This is a genomic window from Mangrovimonas sp. CR14 (assembly GCF_011764015.1).
Taxonomy (GTDB): Bacteria; Bacteroidota; Bacteroidia; order Flavobacteriales; family Flavobacteriaceae; genus Mangrovimonas; species Mangrovimonas futianensis.
Genome location: NZ_JAAFZY010000002.1, coordinates 1 through 14,889, shown reverse-complemented (window position 1 = coordinate 14,889; position 14,889 = coordinate 1). Strand labels below are relative to the sequence as shown.

Annotated in this window: 13 protein-coding genes; 4 read left to right on the top strand and 9 right to left on the bottom strand. The window is 33.1% G+C overall.

Annotated features, from left to right (window positions below; all coding sequences use genetic code 11):
• Positions 1 to 43: 43 nt before the first annotated feature.
• From GZ212_RS03290 to lysS, 5 genes are all read right to left on the bottom strand, one after another.
• A complete protein-coding gene (locus GZ212_RS03290) occupies positions 44 to 760 on the bottom strand; it encodes a hypothetical protein (protein WP_166957302.1) in 717 nt (238 codons plus the stop codon).
• Positions 761 to 763: 3 nt separating this feature from the next.
• A complete protein-coding gene (locus tag GZ212_RS03285) occupies positions 764 to 1,831 on the bottom strand; it encodes a tyrosine-type recombinase/integrase (RefSeq protein ID WP_166957300.1) in 1,068 nt (355 codons plus the stop codon).
• 71 nt (positions 1,832 to 1,902) lie between these two features.
• Positions 1,903 to 2,823, bottom strand: a complete 921-nt coding sequence (locus GZ212_RS03280; protein WP_166957298.1) for a hypothetical protein — start codon at positions 2,821 to 2,823, stop codon at positions 1,903 to 1,905.
• A 70-nt stretch (positions 2,824 to 2,893) separates the two neighbouring features.
• Positions 2,894 to 4,327 (bottom strand): Fic family protein, encoded by a 1,434-nt coding sequence (locus tag GZ212_RS03275; RefSeq protein WP_166957296.1) that lies wholly within the window; start codon positions 4,325 to 4,327, stop codon positions 2,894 to 2,896.
• 477 nt (positions 4,328 to 4,804) lie between these two features.
• Positions 4,805 to 6,499 (bottom strand): lysine--tRNA ligase, encoded by a 1,695-nt coding sequence (gene lysS / locus GZ212_RS03270; RefSeq protein ID WP_166957294.1) that lies wholly within the window; start codon positions 6,497 to 6,499, stop codon positions 4,805 to 4,807.
• 140 nt (positions 6,500 to 6,639) lie between these two features.
• On the opposite strand from lysS, the gene GZ212_RS03265 reads away from it, so the two are divergent.
• Genes GZ212_RS03265 through lipB form a run of 3 tightly spaced genes read left to right on the top strand, consistent with a single transcriptional unit; the run spans position 6,640 to position 8,313 of the window.
• Positions 6,640 to 6,798 carry a YqaE/Pmp3 family membrane protein gene (locus GZ212_RS03265; RefSeq protein ID WP_082316562.1) on the top strand — a complete coding sequence of 53 codons (159 nt, stop codon included), beginning with the start codon at positions 6,640 to 6,642 and terminating at the stop codon, positions 6,796 to 6,798.
• Between the two features lie 33 nt (positions 6,799 to 6,831).
• Complete coding sequence (locus GZ212_RS03260) at positions 6,832 to 7,590, top strand: hypothetical protein (protein ID WP_166957292.1); 759 nt, start codon at positions 6,832 to 6,834, stop codon at positions 7,588 to 7,590.
• Positions 7,591 to 8,313 carry a lipoyl(octanoyl) transferase LipB gene (gene lipB, locus GZ212_RS03255; protein ID WP_166957290.1) on the top strand — a complete coding sequence of 241 codons (723 nt, stop codon included), beginning with the start codon at positions 7,591 to 7,593 and terminating at the stop codon, positions 8,311 to 8,313.
• Positions 8,314 to 8,322: 9 nt separating this feature from the next.
• Here the strand turns inward: lipB and GZ212_RS03250 are convergent, their stop codons facing one another.
• Genes GZ212_RS03250 through GZ212_RS03235 form a run of 4 tightly spaced genes read right to left on the bottom strand, consistent with a single transcriptional unit; the run spans position 8,323 to position 12,657 of the window.
• Positions 8,323 to 8,493 carry a hypothetical protein gene (locus tag GZ212_RS03250; RefSeq protein WP_157492110.1) on the bottom strand — a complete coding sequence of 57 codons (171 nt, stop codon included), beginning with the start codon at positions 8,491 to 8,493 and terminating at the stop codon, positions 8,323 to 8,325.
• A gap of 45 nt (positions 8,494 to 8,538) precedes the next feature.
• Positions 8,539 to 9,588, bottom strand: coding sequence for a nucleoid-associated protein (locus GZ212_RS03245; protein WP_166957288.1), 1,050 nt, complete (start codon positions 9,586 to 9,588; stop codon positions 8,539 to 8,541).
• A gap of 12 nt (positions 9,589 to 9,600) precedes the next feature.
• A complete protein-coding gene (locus GZ212_RS03240) occupies positions 9,601 to 12,030 on the bottom strand; it encodes a ribonuclease HII (protein ID WP_166957286.1) in 2,430 nt (809 codons plus the stop codon).
• A 27-nt stretch (positions 12,031 to 12,057) separates the two neighbouring features.
• A complete protein-coding gene (locus GZ212_RS03235) occupies positions 12,058 to 12,657 on the bottom strand; it encodes a ribonuclease HII (protein WP_053971538.1) in 600 nt (199 codons plus the stop codon).
• A 69-nt stretch (positions 12,658 to 12,726) separates the two neighbouring features.
• Here GZ212_RS03235 and GZ212_RS03230 point away from each other — a divergent pair, with 69 nt between their 5' ends.
• A complete protein-coding gene (locus GZ212_RS03230) occupies positions 12,727 to 14,691 on the top strand; it encodes a putative porin (RefSeq protein ID WP_166957284.1) in 1,965 nt (654 codons plus the stop codon).
• The last annotated feature ends 198 nt before the right edge of the window (positions 14,692 to 14,889 follow it).

Here is a 14,889-nt window from a genome sequence, read left to right as displayed (position 1 = left end):
ATGGCGTAAATCTCCTAAAAAGTAGAAATTTAGTAGATAAGTGCTAGGTAAGTGGAAAGTGAGTACTTATGTTGTTAACGATTTTAACTATTTTATCGTTTGGAGGAATTGAATCTGCTTTTTCGTGATAAACACTGCTTAGTTGTTTGCTTTTGAACGTTTTTCCAGATTTGTTAGTGAATAGGCTTTCAATTAACTTAAAATGCCGACTACCGATTTCATTATCAAAGTAAGCTAATAAAGAACAGATTAAGTATGTAATTTGTCTTTCAGTTCCTTTCCATTGGATTTTATTTCCTTGTTTTGTTACCTTAAATAAGGATTCAAAATCTTCTTTTGAGCATTCAACTAACTTTTTGGATTTAAGCTCTTCATATAGGACTGATATAAGTTCCTTGGAATTAATATTATCTTTTATCATAAAGTAGCCGATTCGACTCTCTCTAACTGGTTTATTCTGTGATGGGGATTTTCCAATTTCAATTAATTTAGTGTCAATAATCCTTTTAAGTTTAATTAGCCTAAGCCTTAAATCCTCAAATTCAGAATTATCAATGTTTTTTATTTTTAATAGGAGTTCTATGATTTCCTCTTCAAACTGTTCATAGTATTCATCATAAAAAAAACTATCTTCAATTCTATCCCTGAAACCGCCACCATAAAAATCATCTAGAACCAATTCATTAAAATATTTTTCGAAATTGTAAATAATCCTATCTTCGTAGTATTCTACTAATCTACTTGCTTCGGTTTTATCCATGGTTTAAAAGTTAAATGTAGGAATACTATTGACGGCCTTTTCTTTTTCCTCATTAACAACCTTAGCATAAACTAAAGTGCTATTTATGTCCTTATGCCCCAAGAGTTTTGAAACTGTATAAATATTAACCCCATGTGTGATTAGTAAGGTGGCAAACGTATGTCTAGCTGTATGGAATGAAACATCTTTATCGATTGAAGTTACATCGATTAGTTTTTTTAGGGTTCTATTTGAGGAACTGTTATAATTAGATAGATTGAAAACGAATTCTGAATCCTTTTTTTGTGATTCTAAGATGTTTCTTGAATTTTCATTTAAGGGTATATAAACAGTTGACTTAGTTTTAGTCTGTTTCAATTGAATCCCTTCTTCTGTAATATTTTTCCATTTAAGATTAGAAATGTCAGAGAACCTAAGGCCTGTATAGCAACCAAAAAGAAATGCATTCTTAACATCTTTGTCGAAGAAATCAGTATTAATGATTTCTTGTATTTCTTTTTCAGTTAAATAGACCATTTCATTTTCTTCTTTTTTAGGTCTATCAATATGTATAGCAGGGTTTTCAAGGATGATTTTCTCTTTTACCGCCTTGTTTAAGGCTGCGTTTACCTTATTAAAATAAGTGAAAGTAGAGTTATTAGAAACCTCATCGTTGAGGTGTTCTATAAATTTTTGTAACCAATTAGGGGAAACATCCTCAAATTTGATTTTTCTTCCTTGAAAGGAGATTAGATGTTTATAGGTGTTATCCCAAGTTGTCTTAGTATTATCAGTCTTTGAGTCACCTAATTTTTTAAAGTATTCTATGAAGTTGGCTTTTTGAAGTTGCCTTGAAACCAACCCGTTTTTAGAGTTTCCTAATTCGATTTCAAGTTTAGCTTTAATTCGGTTTACAATTCTCTCTTTTTCTTTCCTTTCTTCCTTGGTGTCCGATGGTTTGAACTCAACTTCTTTAATGGTCTCTCTAATCCTTTTACCATTGACCAAGTAATCTAATTGGAATTTATACGGTCTGTTTCTAGCACTTAATTTACTGTCTCCTATATATTTCTTTCTAAGGTTAACGGCCATTTACTAGAGGTTTATCCTACGGATAAATATAATGGAAAAAGTTGATATTAGTGGATGAGTTAAAATTTAAATCATTCCACGATATGTTCTTTTTCCCTAAAAGAGAAATTGTAAAAATTAATTAAATCTTGATATTCTTCACTTAAGTCTTTGTATGAATTTCTAAAGCTATTATCCGATTTAATTATATCTGAAAGGATAAAACTAGTAAACATATTTAATTTTTTAATAGACAGGAAAATACTTTGCTTATCAAAATTTTTGTCCCACATATTTTTTAATTGTAAAATGGAAATGCTTTGAGAATGGGCGTGCCAGGAAAGGAAATTATAAATTTGGTCATTTATACCTTCTTTGATTCCAGCCTCTTTCATTAATTGTTTCCAACTTAATGGATGAAATTTATCATGGTTGAATGTGATTTTCCATTCCTTATTAATGGTTTTTAGAAATGAGATTTTTTTATCTTCAGTAAGTTCCAAGTAGGCGTGTCTAGTTTTGATGGCCATATCCAGCCGTTCAATACTTTTTTTATCTGACTCATGAACCCTTTTTGCTTCATCTGTTTGAGGATTTATTTGTCTTTGAAGTAATCCATATCTCATCCAAATCTCAAATCTCAATTGAAGTAAATCATTATCGAAGTTTAAATTTGAAATATAGTTTTGAACTAAGTAATTTTCAATAATAGCCCTTACTAAACAATGAATGGAAAATGGATCAATTAATTTAATAGAGAAATTTTTGCTTCTAGAGTCTAGGCTTATACCATCTATTAACTTCTTAATTGAAAATCCATGAATGATAAATTTTTGAGTCAATAGGTTTATAAAATAATTTCGCTCATTCTCGAATTGTGTTTCTTTTTTTTCTATCCTGTTCTTAAATAAGGATAAGAGGGCATCCATCAATTTATCAAAATGTAAGAAATGAATTTCTGGATTGTCATCTAAAACATCTACTGCTATTTTTAAAAAGCTCGCATGGTTCATTTATCATATAAAATTGTGATGTGTGATTTATTTATTTGAATTAAGTCAGGATACTATCGTTCTTTGAGCCTTATCTATTAATTCTTCTAGGTTTTTTCTTGCCTACATCAAAATAATTAAATAGAATTTGGTCTATAAATGTTCTCACAATTTTATTTGGGTTATCTTTTACAGTTATTATTGAGGCTCTGCTATTTTTATCTTGCAGTTTTGGGTTCCAATTTCTATTATGAACTCCAAAGGATAATTGGTCTCTGTGAGTTCCAACATTAACTAAATCCACATTGCGATTAAGTTTAAAAGATTCTTGGTCTCTTCTTGCTGCTACATACAATTTGATATGTGGCCTTTTTTTTACTTTTCCTTCTACAATATTAGCTTTTCCAGTTGGTCTAAATCGTTCAAAATAAAATACAAACCCCATACTATCATTATTATCATTGTTTCTGACAGATAATACAAAATACCAAGTGTTTGATACTTTTCTATCCTCTAAAATATCTAAATATTGGCTATAGGATAATATTTCATATTCTTTAATATAAAAGGAAATATTTGGTAGTAATTTATCAATTGTTTCAACATTTTTAGCAAGAATTGTTTTAAAGGTATTTAATTGATTTTGCCATACCTCATATTGATATGAAAATGTTTCTTTTGCATCTGAGTACTTTTCTTCTCCAAGTTCTTTATATCTTTTTTTCCAAGCTATTTGTCTATCATGTTCATTCAAAAACTCCTCATAAATATTAACGGTTTGTCTTATTTTGTCTGAGAATAAATCAACTAATTTTGTAATGTCCCCTTTGTCTGCATCAATTAGTGCATTGTAATAATTGTCTCTATCCCCAATTTTAACGACAATTTCTGGGAATCCTTTCTGAAGTAGAAAGAAGTTAGTAAATAGTCGAGTAACCCGACCATTACCATCGCTGAATGGATGAATCCACACAAGCCAATGATGTAGTATTGCACTCATTACAATTGGATTGTATTTGTGCATGTTTCTATTCATCCATTTGAACAACTCATCAATCTCTAATTCAATATCTAACCAACTAATTGGAATATGTTCAGAGTTTTTAATTGAAACCTCTTCCTTTCTAAATTGACCACCAATAATTTTTGGAATATTTTCCATTATTAAGGAGTGTAATTCTTCAAGGGTACGTTTACTTAGTTGTTCGCGACCATCGATTAACTTATAAAGATACTCAGTGGCGTTAGCTAATGATTTGGCTTCAATTTCATCCTTTAAGGGCCTTTCATTGATAACCATTCCATCTAATATAATTTCTGTTTCTCTCAAGGATAATTTATTTCCTTCAATTGCATTAGAATTGTAAACTGAAGAAATTAGAAGATGTTTTTTTAATCTGTTCTCTAAATCAGCATCAAGGCCATGATCTCTTCTCCGATTGAGGTTGTCTATTATTTTATCTATATTTTTTAGATTCTCTGTTAAATCTAGGTCTGCAGAAATATTTGGAATTTTGTATCTCATAAGGTGCAAATTAATTTAATAGTTTTCCTCTAAAGTATCCTTTAATTTTACCAGTATTAATAAAACGTTTTGAGATAAGAGGGGATTTGCATAATCATTTGATTCTCTTTTTTTTAATTCAATTAAGCTTACTAATAATTCTCAAAAGACTGGGCTTTAACCGCCCCTTGTGAATTTTAAACCAAGATAATAAAAGTGAAAGGATTTTCCTATATAACAGGTTAGAAGCTTTTTACTCGTTATGTATCTTGTTAATGGATGGTCAGGTTCTTAATGTACTAAAAAAGGAATTGTAATTATAAAGGAGGCATGGGATATGAAGAGCCCTTGTTTGATGTTTTTTGGTTTGATGATTAAAGTGACAGATGCGTGACATCATTCTAAGATTTATCTGCTATAATCTGCCAATAAAAAAGGGTTGCATCAAGCAACCCTTCACTATTATTAGATACTGAACTATTTTAGCATAACTAGTTTTTAAGCCATTTCCACAAACAAACCTTCATCAGTTTTGTTCACTTTGGCAATACCATTTTTGGTCAAGCCCTTAATGGTTTTATCCCACTTTTTATTGCTCAATCCAGACTGTGTTTTTAACTGGTTCAAATCAATAGGGCTTTGTCCTTTCAAAATGTTGTATACCCCTTTTTCGTCCTCGGTCATTTCTGGAGCCTTTTTCTCTGGTTTCATTTGCGGGAAGAATAGTACTTCTTGTATCGATTGGTTGTCAGTTAAAAACATGATCAAACGATCCATTCCAATTCCCATTCCAGAAGTAGGAGGCATGCCATATTCCAAAGCACGCAAAAAGTCATAATCAATAAATTGAGTTGCTTCATCATCACCTCGGTCAGCCAATTTTAATTGGTGTTCAAAACGTTCTCTTTGATCAATTGGGTCGTTTAATTCGGAATACGCATTAGCTATTTCCTTTCCACAAACCATCAATTCAAAACGTTCAGTTAGTTCTGGATTGTTACGATGTTCTTTACACAACGGACTCATTTCTTTTGGATAATCTGTGATGAACGTCGGTTGGATGTAATTGCCTTCACATTTTTCACCAAAAATCTCATCAATCAATTTTCCTTTACCCATGGTGTCATCAACTTCAATGCCCATGCCTTGAGCCGCTTGCCTAATCTCATCTTCTGTTTTGCCAGTAATATCAAAACCAGTAAACTCCTTAATAGAATCGGCCATGGTCACACGCTTGTAAGGTGCTTTGAAATCTATTTCATGATCTCCAAAAGTCGCCTTGGTTGTTCCATTTACAGCTGTTGCACAATGTTCCAACAATTGCTCACAGAAATCCATCATCCAATTATAATCTTTATAAGCGACATAGATTTCCATAGCTGTAAACTCTGGGTTGTGTGTTCTGTCCATTCCTTCATTTCTGAAATTCTTAGAAAACTCATAGACACCATCGAATCCACCTACAATTAATCGCTTCAAATAAAGCTCATTGGCTATTCTCATATATAAAGGAATATCCAAAGAGTTGTGATGCGTTACAAATGGTCTAGCTGCCGCTCCACCAGGAATGGGTTGTAAAACTGGAGTTTCAACTTCAAAATAACCAGCATTGTTAAAGAAATCACGCATCGCATTAAAGAGCTTAGTACGTTTTACAAAGACTTCCTTCACATTTGGGTTTACAACCAAATCGGCATAACGCTGCCTGTATCTTAATTCGGGGTCGTCAAATTTGTCATGTACATTCCCTTCAGCATCAACTTTAGGTAATGGTAAAGGTTTTAAAGCTTTACTTAAAAGCGTGAAATCCTTAACCATGATGGTTTTTTCACCCACCTTAGTCTTAAATAATTCACCTTCAATACCGATAAAATCCCCAATATCCAGCAATTTTTTATAGACATCATTGTATTTGCTTTTATCATCACCGGTACAAATTTCGTCACGGTTAAAATACACTTGAATTCGGCCTTCACTATCTTGTAATTCTGCAAAACTGGCACTTCCTTGTATACGTCTGGACATCAATCTGCCAGCAACCACAACCTTCTTTCCTTCCTCGAAATCAGACTTTATTCCCTTGGACGTCTGTTTTACAGGAAATAAATCTGCAGGGTATGGGTTGATACCTAACTCGCGTAATTTGGCAAGTTTGTCTCTTCTTACGATTTCTTGTTCAGATAACTGTGACATATACTATTATTTGTGTAATTTTTGAAGGCACAAAGATAACTAGTATTCATTACTATTTCAATTTATTATATTGGAAAATCCTGTAACAAGTCATCTTGTTTTTCGACAAATGAGTACATCAATCAATAAACTAAATTATTATGAGTTTTTGGAGAGTATTACTTTCTATCATTTGCCCACCTTTAGCCGTATTGGATAAGGGTTGCGGTTCTATTTTAATAGTCTTTTTATTATGGCTTTGTGGCTGGGTTCCTGGAGTTATTGCTGCATTGGTTATTTTGAATAATCCTAAGTCTTAATTTGTATCTTTGTACCAACCTTAAAATTTACAAATGAAACAGCTATTTTTTACCCTAACTTTTGTCGCTATACTTTTATTAACCAGTTGTCAATTTTCAGAAAACATTTATATGCAAGAAGATGGATCTGGAAAAATGACCTTTAGCATGGATGCATCTGAACTAATGAAGATGGCTGGGGACGAGATGTCCAAGGACGGAGAGAAATCGATAGATTCTATTTTGTATTTTAAGGATTTTCTGGAGGCTAAAAAAGACAGTATTTCAAAATTAAGCCAAGAAGAGCAAGAGAAATTAAAAAACCTTGAGGCTTTTGGAATGCACATGGTTATGGATTCCAAAGAACAAACCATGAAGTTTGATTTGTTCTCAGATTTTAATTCGATTTCAGAATTGGATGACCTTTTTAAAGCCATGAATAATGTGAGTAATTTCCAAGGAGAAGGAGGCGTGGATACTAAAGATACAAGTAATCCTTTTTCTGCCATGGCAAATGCAAATGGATCAGAACTTACTTATAGCCTTAAAGGAAATTTGTTTAAAAGGGAGACAGTGATGAAAGATCAAGAAGTATACAAGACTTTGGTTGACAGTATGGGAGATTTGACTCCTATTTTGGCAAGTTCAACCTATAAGTTGAATTATCATTTCCCTAGAAAAATAAAGTCAGCGTCTCATGAAGATGCGTTGTTTAGTGAGGATAAAAAGACCATGACCCTAGAGTTAAATTTTATGGATTATTTGAAAAATCCGGAATTGTTAAACGTGGAAGTGGAACTAGAAGATGAATAGATGAATAAAAAAGTTCAATTACAGGAGTTAGGAAGAAGGGATTATAAGGATACATGGGACTACCAGGAATCCTTATTTCAGGAAATAGTTGATGTAAAAATCAAAAATAGACGGGAGGAAACAACTCTTGAAACTCCCAACTATTTTCTTTTTGTAGAACATCCGCATGTTTATACCTTGGGTAAAAGTGGCGACATCTCCAACTTATTAATTTCTGAACAGCAATTAGCAGAAAAAGAGGCAACCTTTTACAAAGTAAACAGAGGAGGAGATATCACCTACCATGGTCCAGGACAGATTGTAGGATATCCGATTTTGGATTTAGATAATTTCTTTACTGATATTCACAAATATCTGCGACTTTTAGAGGAAATGATTATTCTCACACTAGCGGAATACGGATTAAAGGCGGAAAGAAGTGAAGGAGAAACGGGAGTTTGGCTGGATGTAGGAACACCTTTCGCTAGAAAAATTTGTGCCATGGGCGTAAGAGCGAGTCGCTGGGTAACCATGCATGGATTTGCTTTAAACGTAAATGCAGATTTGGGCTATTTTGACAATATGATTCCTTGTGGAATTAAAGGTAAAGCCGTAACGTCTCTAAATATGGAGCTGGGTAAAAAGGAGATTGATATGGAAGAGGTGAAATCCAAATTGTTAAAGCATTTTACTGAGCTTTTTGAAGCAGAATTTATTTCAACAAATAAGGAGATTTTAATTTAACCCCAGAGATTATCGATTACCTTCCTCACAAGGAACCCTGCTCATTTGATCTGAGTAGGTACCTGTGTCTGGATTATAAACGGGATTACTTACTTGTATGTAGCAATCATCATCTTTACAACTTTGTAAAGCAAGCGCAGATAAAATGAGAATAGGAAAGAGGTAACGAACTTTTTTCATGTTAGTGCTCTTTTATTAAAAAAGGGTCATTATAAATTTAATGAATTATCCCTCTGTGTTGAAATAAACTTTATAGTAATGCATCTTTTTTTCTTCGTCATAGCCTCGTTCTAAATACTCCTCCGAAGCATCGGGAGCATCAATATCCAGTTTTATTTGAATATTGGTATCAAGTTTTATTTCGGTTTTTAACTTTCGCTTTTCCTTTTTTACTACAGCTTCGGCCACGTCAAAGTGATTTCTAACCACAATATCGAGCTCACTTTCAAAGCTCTTTTTGTAATTGTCAAAGAGCTCTTTGTGTTTGTCTTCAAAAAACACCTCGTCTTTGAAGTCTTCCACATCCACACTTTCATGTTCCTTGAAGTAGTCAATAGTTTTGGCCAAAAAGGTACTTTGCTCTTGATTGCCATAAGAAGTCTTTAAAACTTCCTCAGAAAAATCTCTACATAATTCGATATAAGTTTGGGTGTGCTGATTAGCATCATCGGCAAATTTGATATTCAAAAATTGCTTGGTCCAATATTGCGCATCATAATTATTGTTGTCGGCGCTCAAAATAATACGCCCTTCAGCATCGCTTTGATTTAAAATCAAGCATCCTTTATCAACTTTTTTTGAATTGATTCCTTTTTGAACAACCACATCATAACTGCTATTTTCTAAAAAGGTTTGAAAGAAGTCCACTTTATTCTCTATTTTAAAGATGCCAACAGCATTGGTTGTGATTTCATTGTATTCAATACCCTCAAACAAAACTACCAATACATCTCCCGTTTTTATTTGTGCAGAATTAGATTGCTCAAAAAGATGCTCAACAATATGTTTGGAAGTTTCAACAAAATGATCGTCATCTTCAAAAATTTGAGAGCTATAGGTGTTGATCTCATTTAATGCAATACTAGCATGGTGGTTGAACCTATAACTCTGAACCACACTTCCAAAAGGGCGTAATAAAAATGGGAGCATTAAATCGTAACTGGCATCATCAAATCTTACAATATCTTCAGAAAAAGCATTTTTGGTATGGTTAAACTTATTACCAACTTTATGAATGATTAACTTAGAGATTGAGGCTTGGGAACGCTTTATCATAGCTTGAAAAGATTAATTGATTTGGTAAATTAAGATGGAGTTATTTTCTCCTTGGGTAACAAATTCCAAATTTCTGTCTTTGTCGATGTTGTCTAATGCCATTTTTGAAGTTCCATAAACTGGGAAATTATTAATAGGTTTGGCATTACTGTCAAATAAATAGACTTTTTGGGTTTGCAAATCAGTTACAGTCACATAGATTTTGTCATTTAAGTAGAAGATATCGGGATCGGTATAATTTCCAAAATCAAGTTCTATGGTTTTATCCTTAATGGTCAATCTATTCTCAGACATTGCAACTAATGTTTTGGAAGTTGTTACCAATTTGTGATGATCGGTCAGTTTTAAATCTCTTGATGCCGTATTTCCACTTTGATCAATAGTAACCAAAATACCGTCTTTTGTTGTAGTTATGAATTTGTTTTCGAATTCATAGATGCCGGTATCTGAATACTGGTATTGATTTTTCGGGGTTACCCTTGTTTTTCCAACGCGGTCTTGAATGTAAATTTTGTCTTCTGTTTGAAATAGGAGGTAGTCTTTATTTCCTATTCTTATATGTTGCGGAGCATGTACTAGGTTCTTTTCTGTTCCTTTGAAATTGAATCCTTTTACCGATTTCCCTCTACCATCAACCATATAGATTCTGTTACCCTGAGTAATGATTAAACGATATTTTTTGTTATTGTCATAGTCAAATACAGCTAATGGCTGGGTAATATCGTCATTGAATTTTAAAGGGAAAGGATCTACTTCCTTGCCATTGCGATCCAAAACATAAACCCGATGTGGGGTGGCAAAAGCTAATTGAAGCCTTCCATTTTTATACATGTCTATTTGACTAATTTGACCAAGTATAGGTCCATGTAGTTGCTTTTTCCAAAGAACTTTCCCAGAATTGGAAATAAGATAAAGGTTGTTCTTAATATCTTGAACTACTATTTCCTTCTCTTGTGTGATGTGATTTGATACAAACTTGGGCTCATTAATAAGGGCTGCATCAAGTTCTATTGAAAATTCTTCTGAAATGGAATTGTCAACAGCCTTTGTTTTGGCCTTTTTGAAAATACCATTAATATGTGCGAAATCTTGATCGTAGATAAATTGAAGGGCAGAAACCTTATATTGATTTAATTTAAATGCTTGTTCTTCATTAAGATTTTTTTCGAAGAAGTTACTTAGGGTTTCCTGGTTCCCCACCATTAAAAGTGAAGACTCGTCACTTAACTGCATTTTGATATCCTCATAAAAGTCTCGATGAGATAAGGTGGTATTATTTTGAAAGTTGACTATAATGTTTTGTAAAAGTTCGTAACTATCTGAAAAAACAAAAAACTGATTTAACTGGCAATATTTGGTGGCCGTTGAATAGGGTACTAAGCTTCCAAAAGATTGATGAAAAAATTCTGGATATTTAAACTCATGAATTTCCACTTGTCTATAGGTTTCTATTAAGGATGATTCTAGAGATTCTAAAGTAGATAGGTCGTCTAGGGAATTTAAAACGACAGCCTGGTCATTTCCTTCAAAAATGAGACCTACTTCTATAATATTATCTAAGAGGGAAGTTTCTACACTTAAGGAATCTGCGATTTCAGGTAATCTCAATTGAGGTTTCAGTTGGCTGTAGTTTGCGAAAGTGAAACTTAGAAAGCCATCGCTATTAGCTGGGGTGATTTTAGCCAATTCATTTTCTTGAGGTTGAATGCCTTTAAACTGATTGATGAAACTTTTTGTAGAATCAGTAGCTTTCGTTACACCATTATATATAACAGCATCTTGATTCAAGTCTATATCTAAATTATAGTATGAACTAAAGGACGCTGAAGAAATAGAGTCTAGATGAAAAATGTTTTGAGGAATGGAATGATTCTTATTATTTATGAAAACGGATAAATCAGAACCACTGTTTGAAGAGTTCAGTAATTCTAACCATTCACTTCCTTTGATGTTAGACTTAAGGCAGTTTTGAAGTAAATCTAATGTGGACGCTCCAATAAAAATACTGTCTTTAATTACACTATATAATATGTGTTGGTCAATAGTGGTTTTGGAAAAGGTAAATCCTTGATCTGTGATGGTCTCTAATTTATGATTCGGTAAAGAATCGATTTGGAATAAATATTTATTGAGGTGAGTAGCTAGGCTATATTGTAGGCTATCATTTTGATCATGAATGAAGCTTAATAAAATTTCTTCCTCTGTAGAAAAGTGCTGAATCAAATCCAACTTGTCGGTTAAGTTTTGGGAAACCTCCGAGGAAGAAAGGGATTTTAGAAGGTCATTATTCTTTAAGGAGCTTTTTAATCCTTCTAATTGGTTAATTCTAAAAACAAATTCTGGATCCTGGGGTAAATAGTCTAAAGGTTGCCTTTTTGAAGATTCTTTGGAGCAACTAAAAACAAGCACCACAAAAAGAATGGCATATTTTAGGTTTTTCATTAAAGAGGGTTTGTGCAAATATAATTGTTATAGGTCTAACTTTAATTGTTCTGGAAGTAGTTTGAATGATTTTCTGTGGTAGTTTGTCGGCCCCAATTTTTTTATGGCTTCCCTGTGTCTTTTGGTTGGGTATCCTTTATTTTTTTTCCAATCATATTGAGGGAATTCTTCATGAGCCTGTTCCATATAATCATCACGGTAGGTTTTTGCCAAAACAGATGCAGCTGCAATCGATAAATATTTACTGTCTCCTTTGATAATAGTGTCAAAAGGAACTTCATTAAAGGGTTTGAATCGATTGCCATCAACAATGATATATTCCGGTGTGATCTTTAATTGCTCAATGGCCCGATGCATTGCCAAAATGGAGGCATTTAAAATATTGATGGCATCGATTTCTTCAGGGAAAACATGAGCCACACCAAATGCAAGTGCTTCTTGTTCAATAATAGGCCTTAGGAATTTCCGTTTCCTTTCAGATAATTGTTTGGAGTCATTCAAAAGGTTGTTTGAAAAGTCATTTGGTAAAATAACGGCCGCCGCCGTCACCGGACCAGATAAGCAACCTCTCCCTGCTTCATCTGTTCCACATTCAAATTTAAATTCAGAATATTTCAGCTTGAGCATTTAAATAATTCTTAGTATAATCGCGTTATGATAAATTGTACATACCTTTGCAAGGTCTGAAAAATTATTATGAAGAAGATATTTTTAGCACTTTTTTTGTTTGGTTTTGGCCTTTCTACATATTCGCAAATAATTCAATCAACAGATGGCCTAACTCCAACTGGAGATTACGATGAAAACCAACAAAGAAGAGGGTCTACAAAAAGTACCTCCAATAAGAACATTATTAACTATGATGCTAAAATTGAGCAGTATCTTATAATATCTCCAGAACGAGATACGACTCATGTGGATACTTCTTTAACAATAAAAAAAGAATATAAGTGGAACTATCTCAGGAGAGATTTTTTTGGGTTGCTGAAGTTCAATAATGTTGGGCAAACATATAATACCTTAATATATAACTTAGATAATGAAAAACTAATGCCGCTTTTTGGTGCAAGGGCGAGACATTTTAATTATATGGAGATTGAGGATATCAATTATTATCATGTGCCTACACCATTTACAGAGCTCTATTATAAGTCAGCATTTGAGCAAGGGCAACAGGTTGATGCCTTCTTTACTGTTAATACGTCCAAGCAGTTTAATTTTTCTGTGGCATATAAAGGACTACGGTCTTTAGGTAAATACCAACATATATTGACCAGTACGGGAAACTTTAGGTTTACCTCCAGTTATGATTCTAAGGATAAAAGGTACTCGGCCAACGGTCATATCGTTATTCAGGATTTGTTGAATCAAGAAAATGGAGGGATACGGGATGATAATATCATATATTTTGAATCCGGTAATCCCGATTTTAAGGATAGAGGTGTATTTGATGTAAACTTTGAAAATGCGGAAAACATATTAAAAGGAAAGCGCTTTCATTTAGATCACACATATAAATTAATCCAAGAAAAGGATTCGATTTCTAATAGTTCCTTAAAAGTAGGAAATGTCATTTCATTTGAAGACAAGTATTATGAATTCAACCAAAGTGCAGCCAATGAGTATTTCGGTGATGCATTTCAAGCAAGTAATTTAAGAGATCGGGCTACTTTAGAAGATTTTCATTTAGGAGCTTATGCAGAATATAGAAACGAACTTCTTGGTGATTTAAGATTCCAGACTGGAATGGATGACTTCAATTATGGATATGACAAGCTAGTCATCTTAAATGAAGAGGTCATAACGAATAGGCTTAAAGGGAAGGTATATAATATAGGAGGAGGTTATACCAATAAAATTGGAAGATTTAATATAAAAGGAGATTTTGGTTTAAACGTGGCGGGAGACTTTGATGGTAACTTTATAACGGGACAGGCTACTCTTAATATCATAGATGATATATTATTGTCTGCAAAGATCAATCATAGTTCCAAAGCTCCCAACTATAACTTTCTACTTTATCAAAGTAGTTACAAGAACTATAACTGGCGAAATAACTTTAATAATGTAAAGACTCAAAACTTACAATTTGGAATCTTGTCTCAAAAATGGGCTGAAGTACTGGTTGATATTTCCACCATTACAGATTATGCCTATTATATAAAGGAGGAGACTTCAGATTTAGTTAAGCCCTTTCAGAATAATAGCACAATTGGATATTTGAAGGTTCAATTAAAAAAGGATGTGAAGTTAGGTAAGTTTGGAATAGATAACTCTATAGTATACCAAACTATTGAAGATGGCAGCCAGGTATTCAATGCTCCAGAATTTGTAACACGTAACACAGTTTATTATCAGAACCATTTCTTCAGAAATGCGTTGTTCCTGCAAACGGGAGTAACCTTTAATTATTTTACCGAATATTATATGAATGCTTATGATCCACTTTTGGCAGAATTCTATGTTCAGACAGATCGTAAGTTTGGAGGTTTCCCTATGTTTGATTTCTTTATCGATGCGAAGGTAAGAACGGCGCGTATTTATTTTAAGGCAGAACACTTCAATTCAGCGTGGACTGGATACGATTATTATTCCGCACCAAACTACCCATACAGAGATTTTATACTGCGTTTTGGTATTGTTTGGAATTTCTTTTTATAAGGTTTTTCAAAACAAAGATTTTTTCTTATCTTGTAAAGCTCTGAAAATCAATCTTTGATTTTCAATTTCAAAAAAACTTCAAAAAAAGGTTTGAAAAAGTTTGTTGGATAGGAAAAAAGGGTGGTATATTTGCACCCGCAAACGGGGAAACCGGGAGCGTAAGTTCATAGAAAGTTTGAGATACTGGGGTTAAGGGAT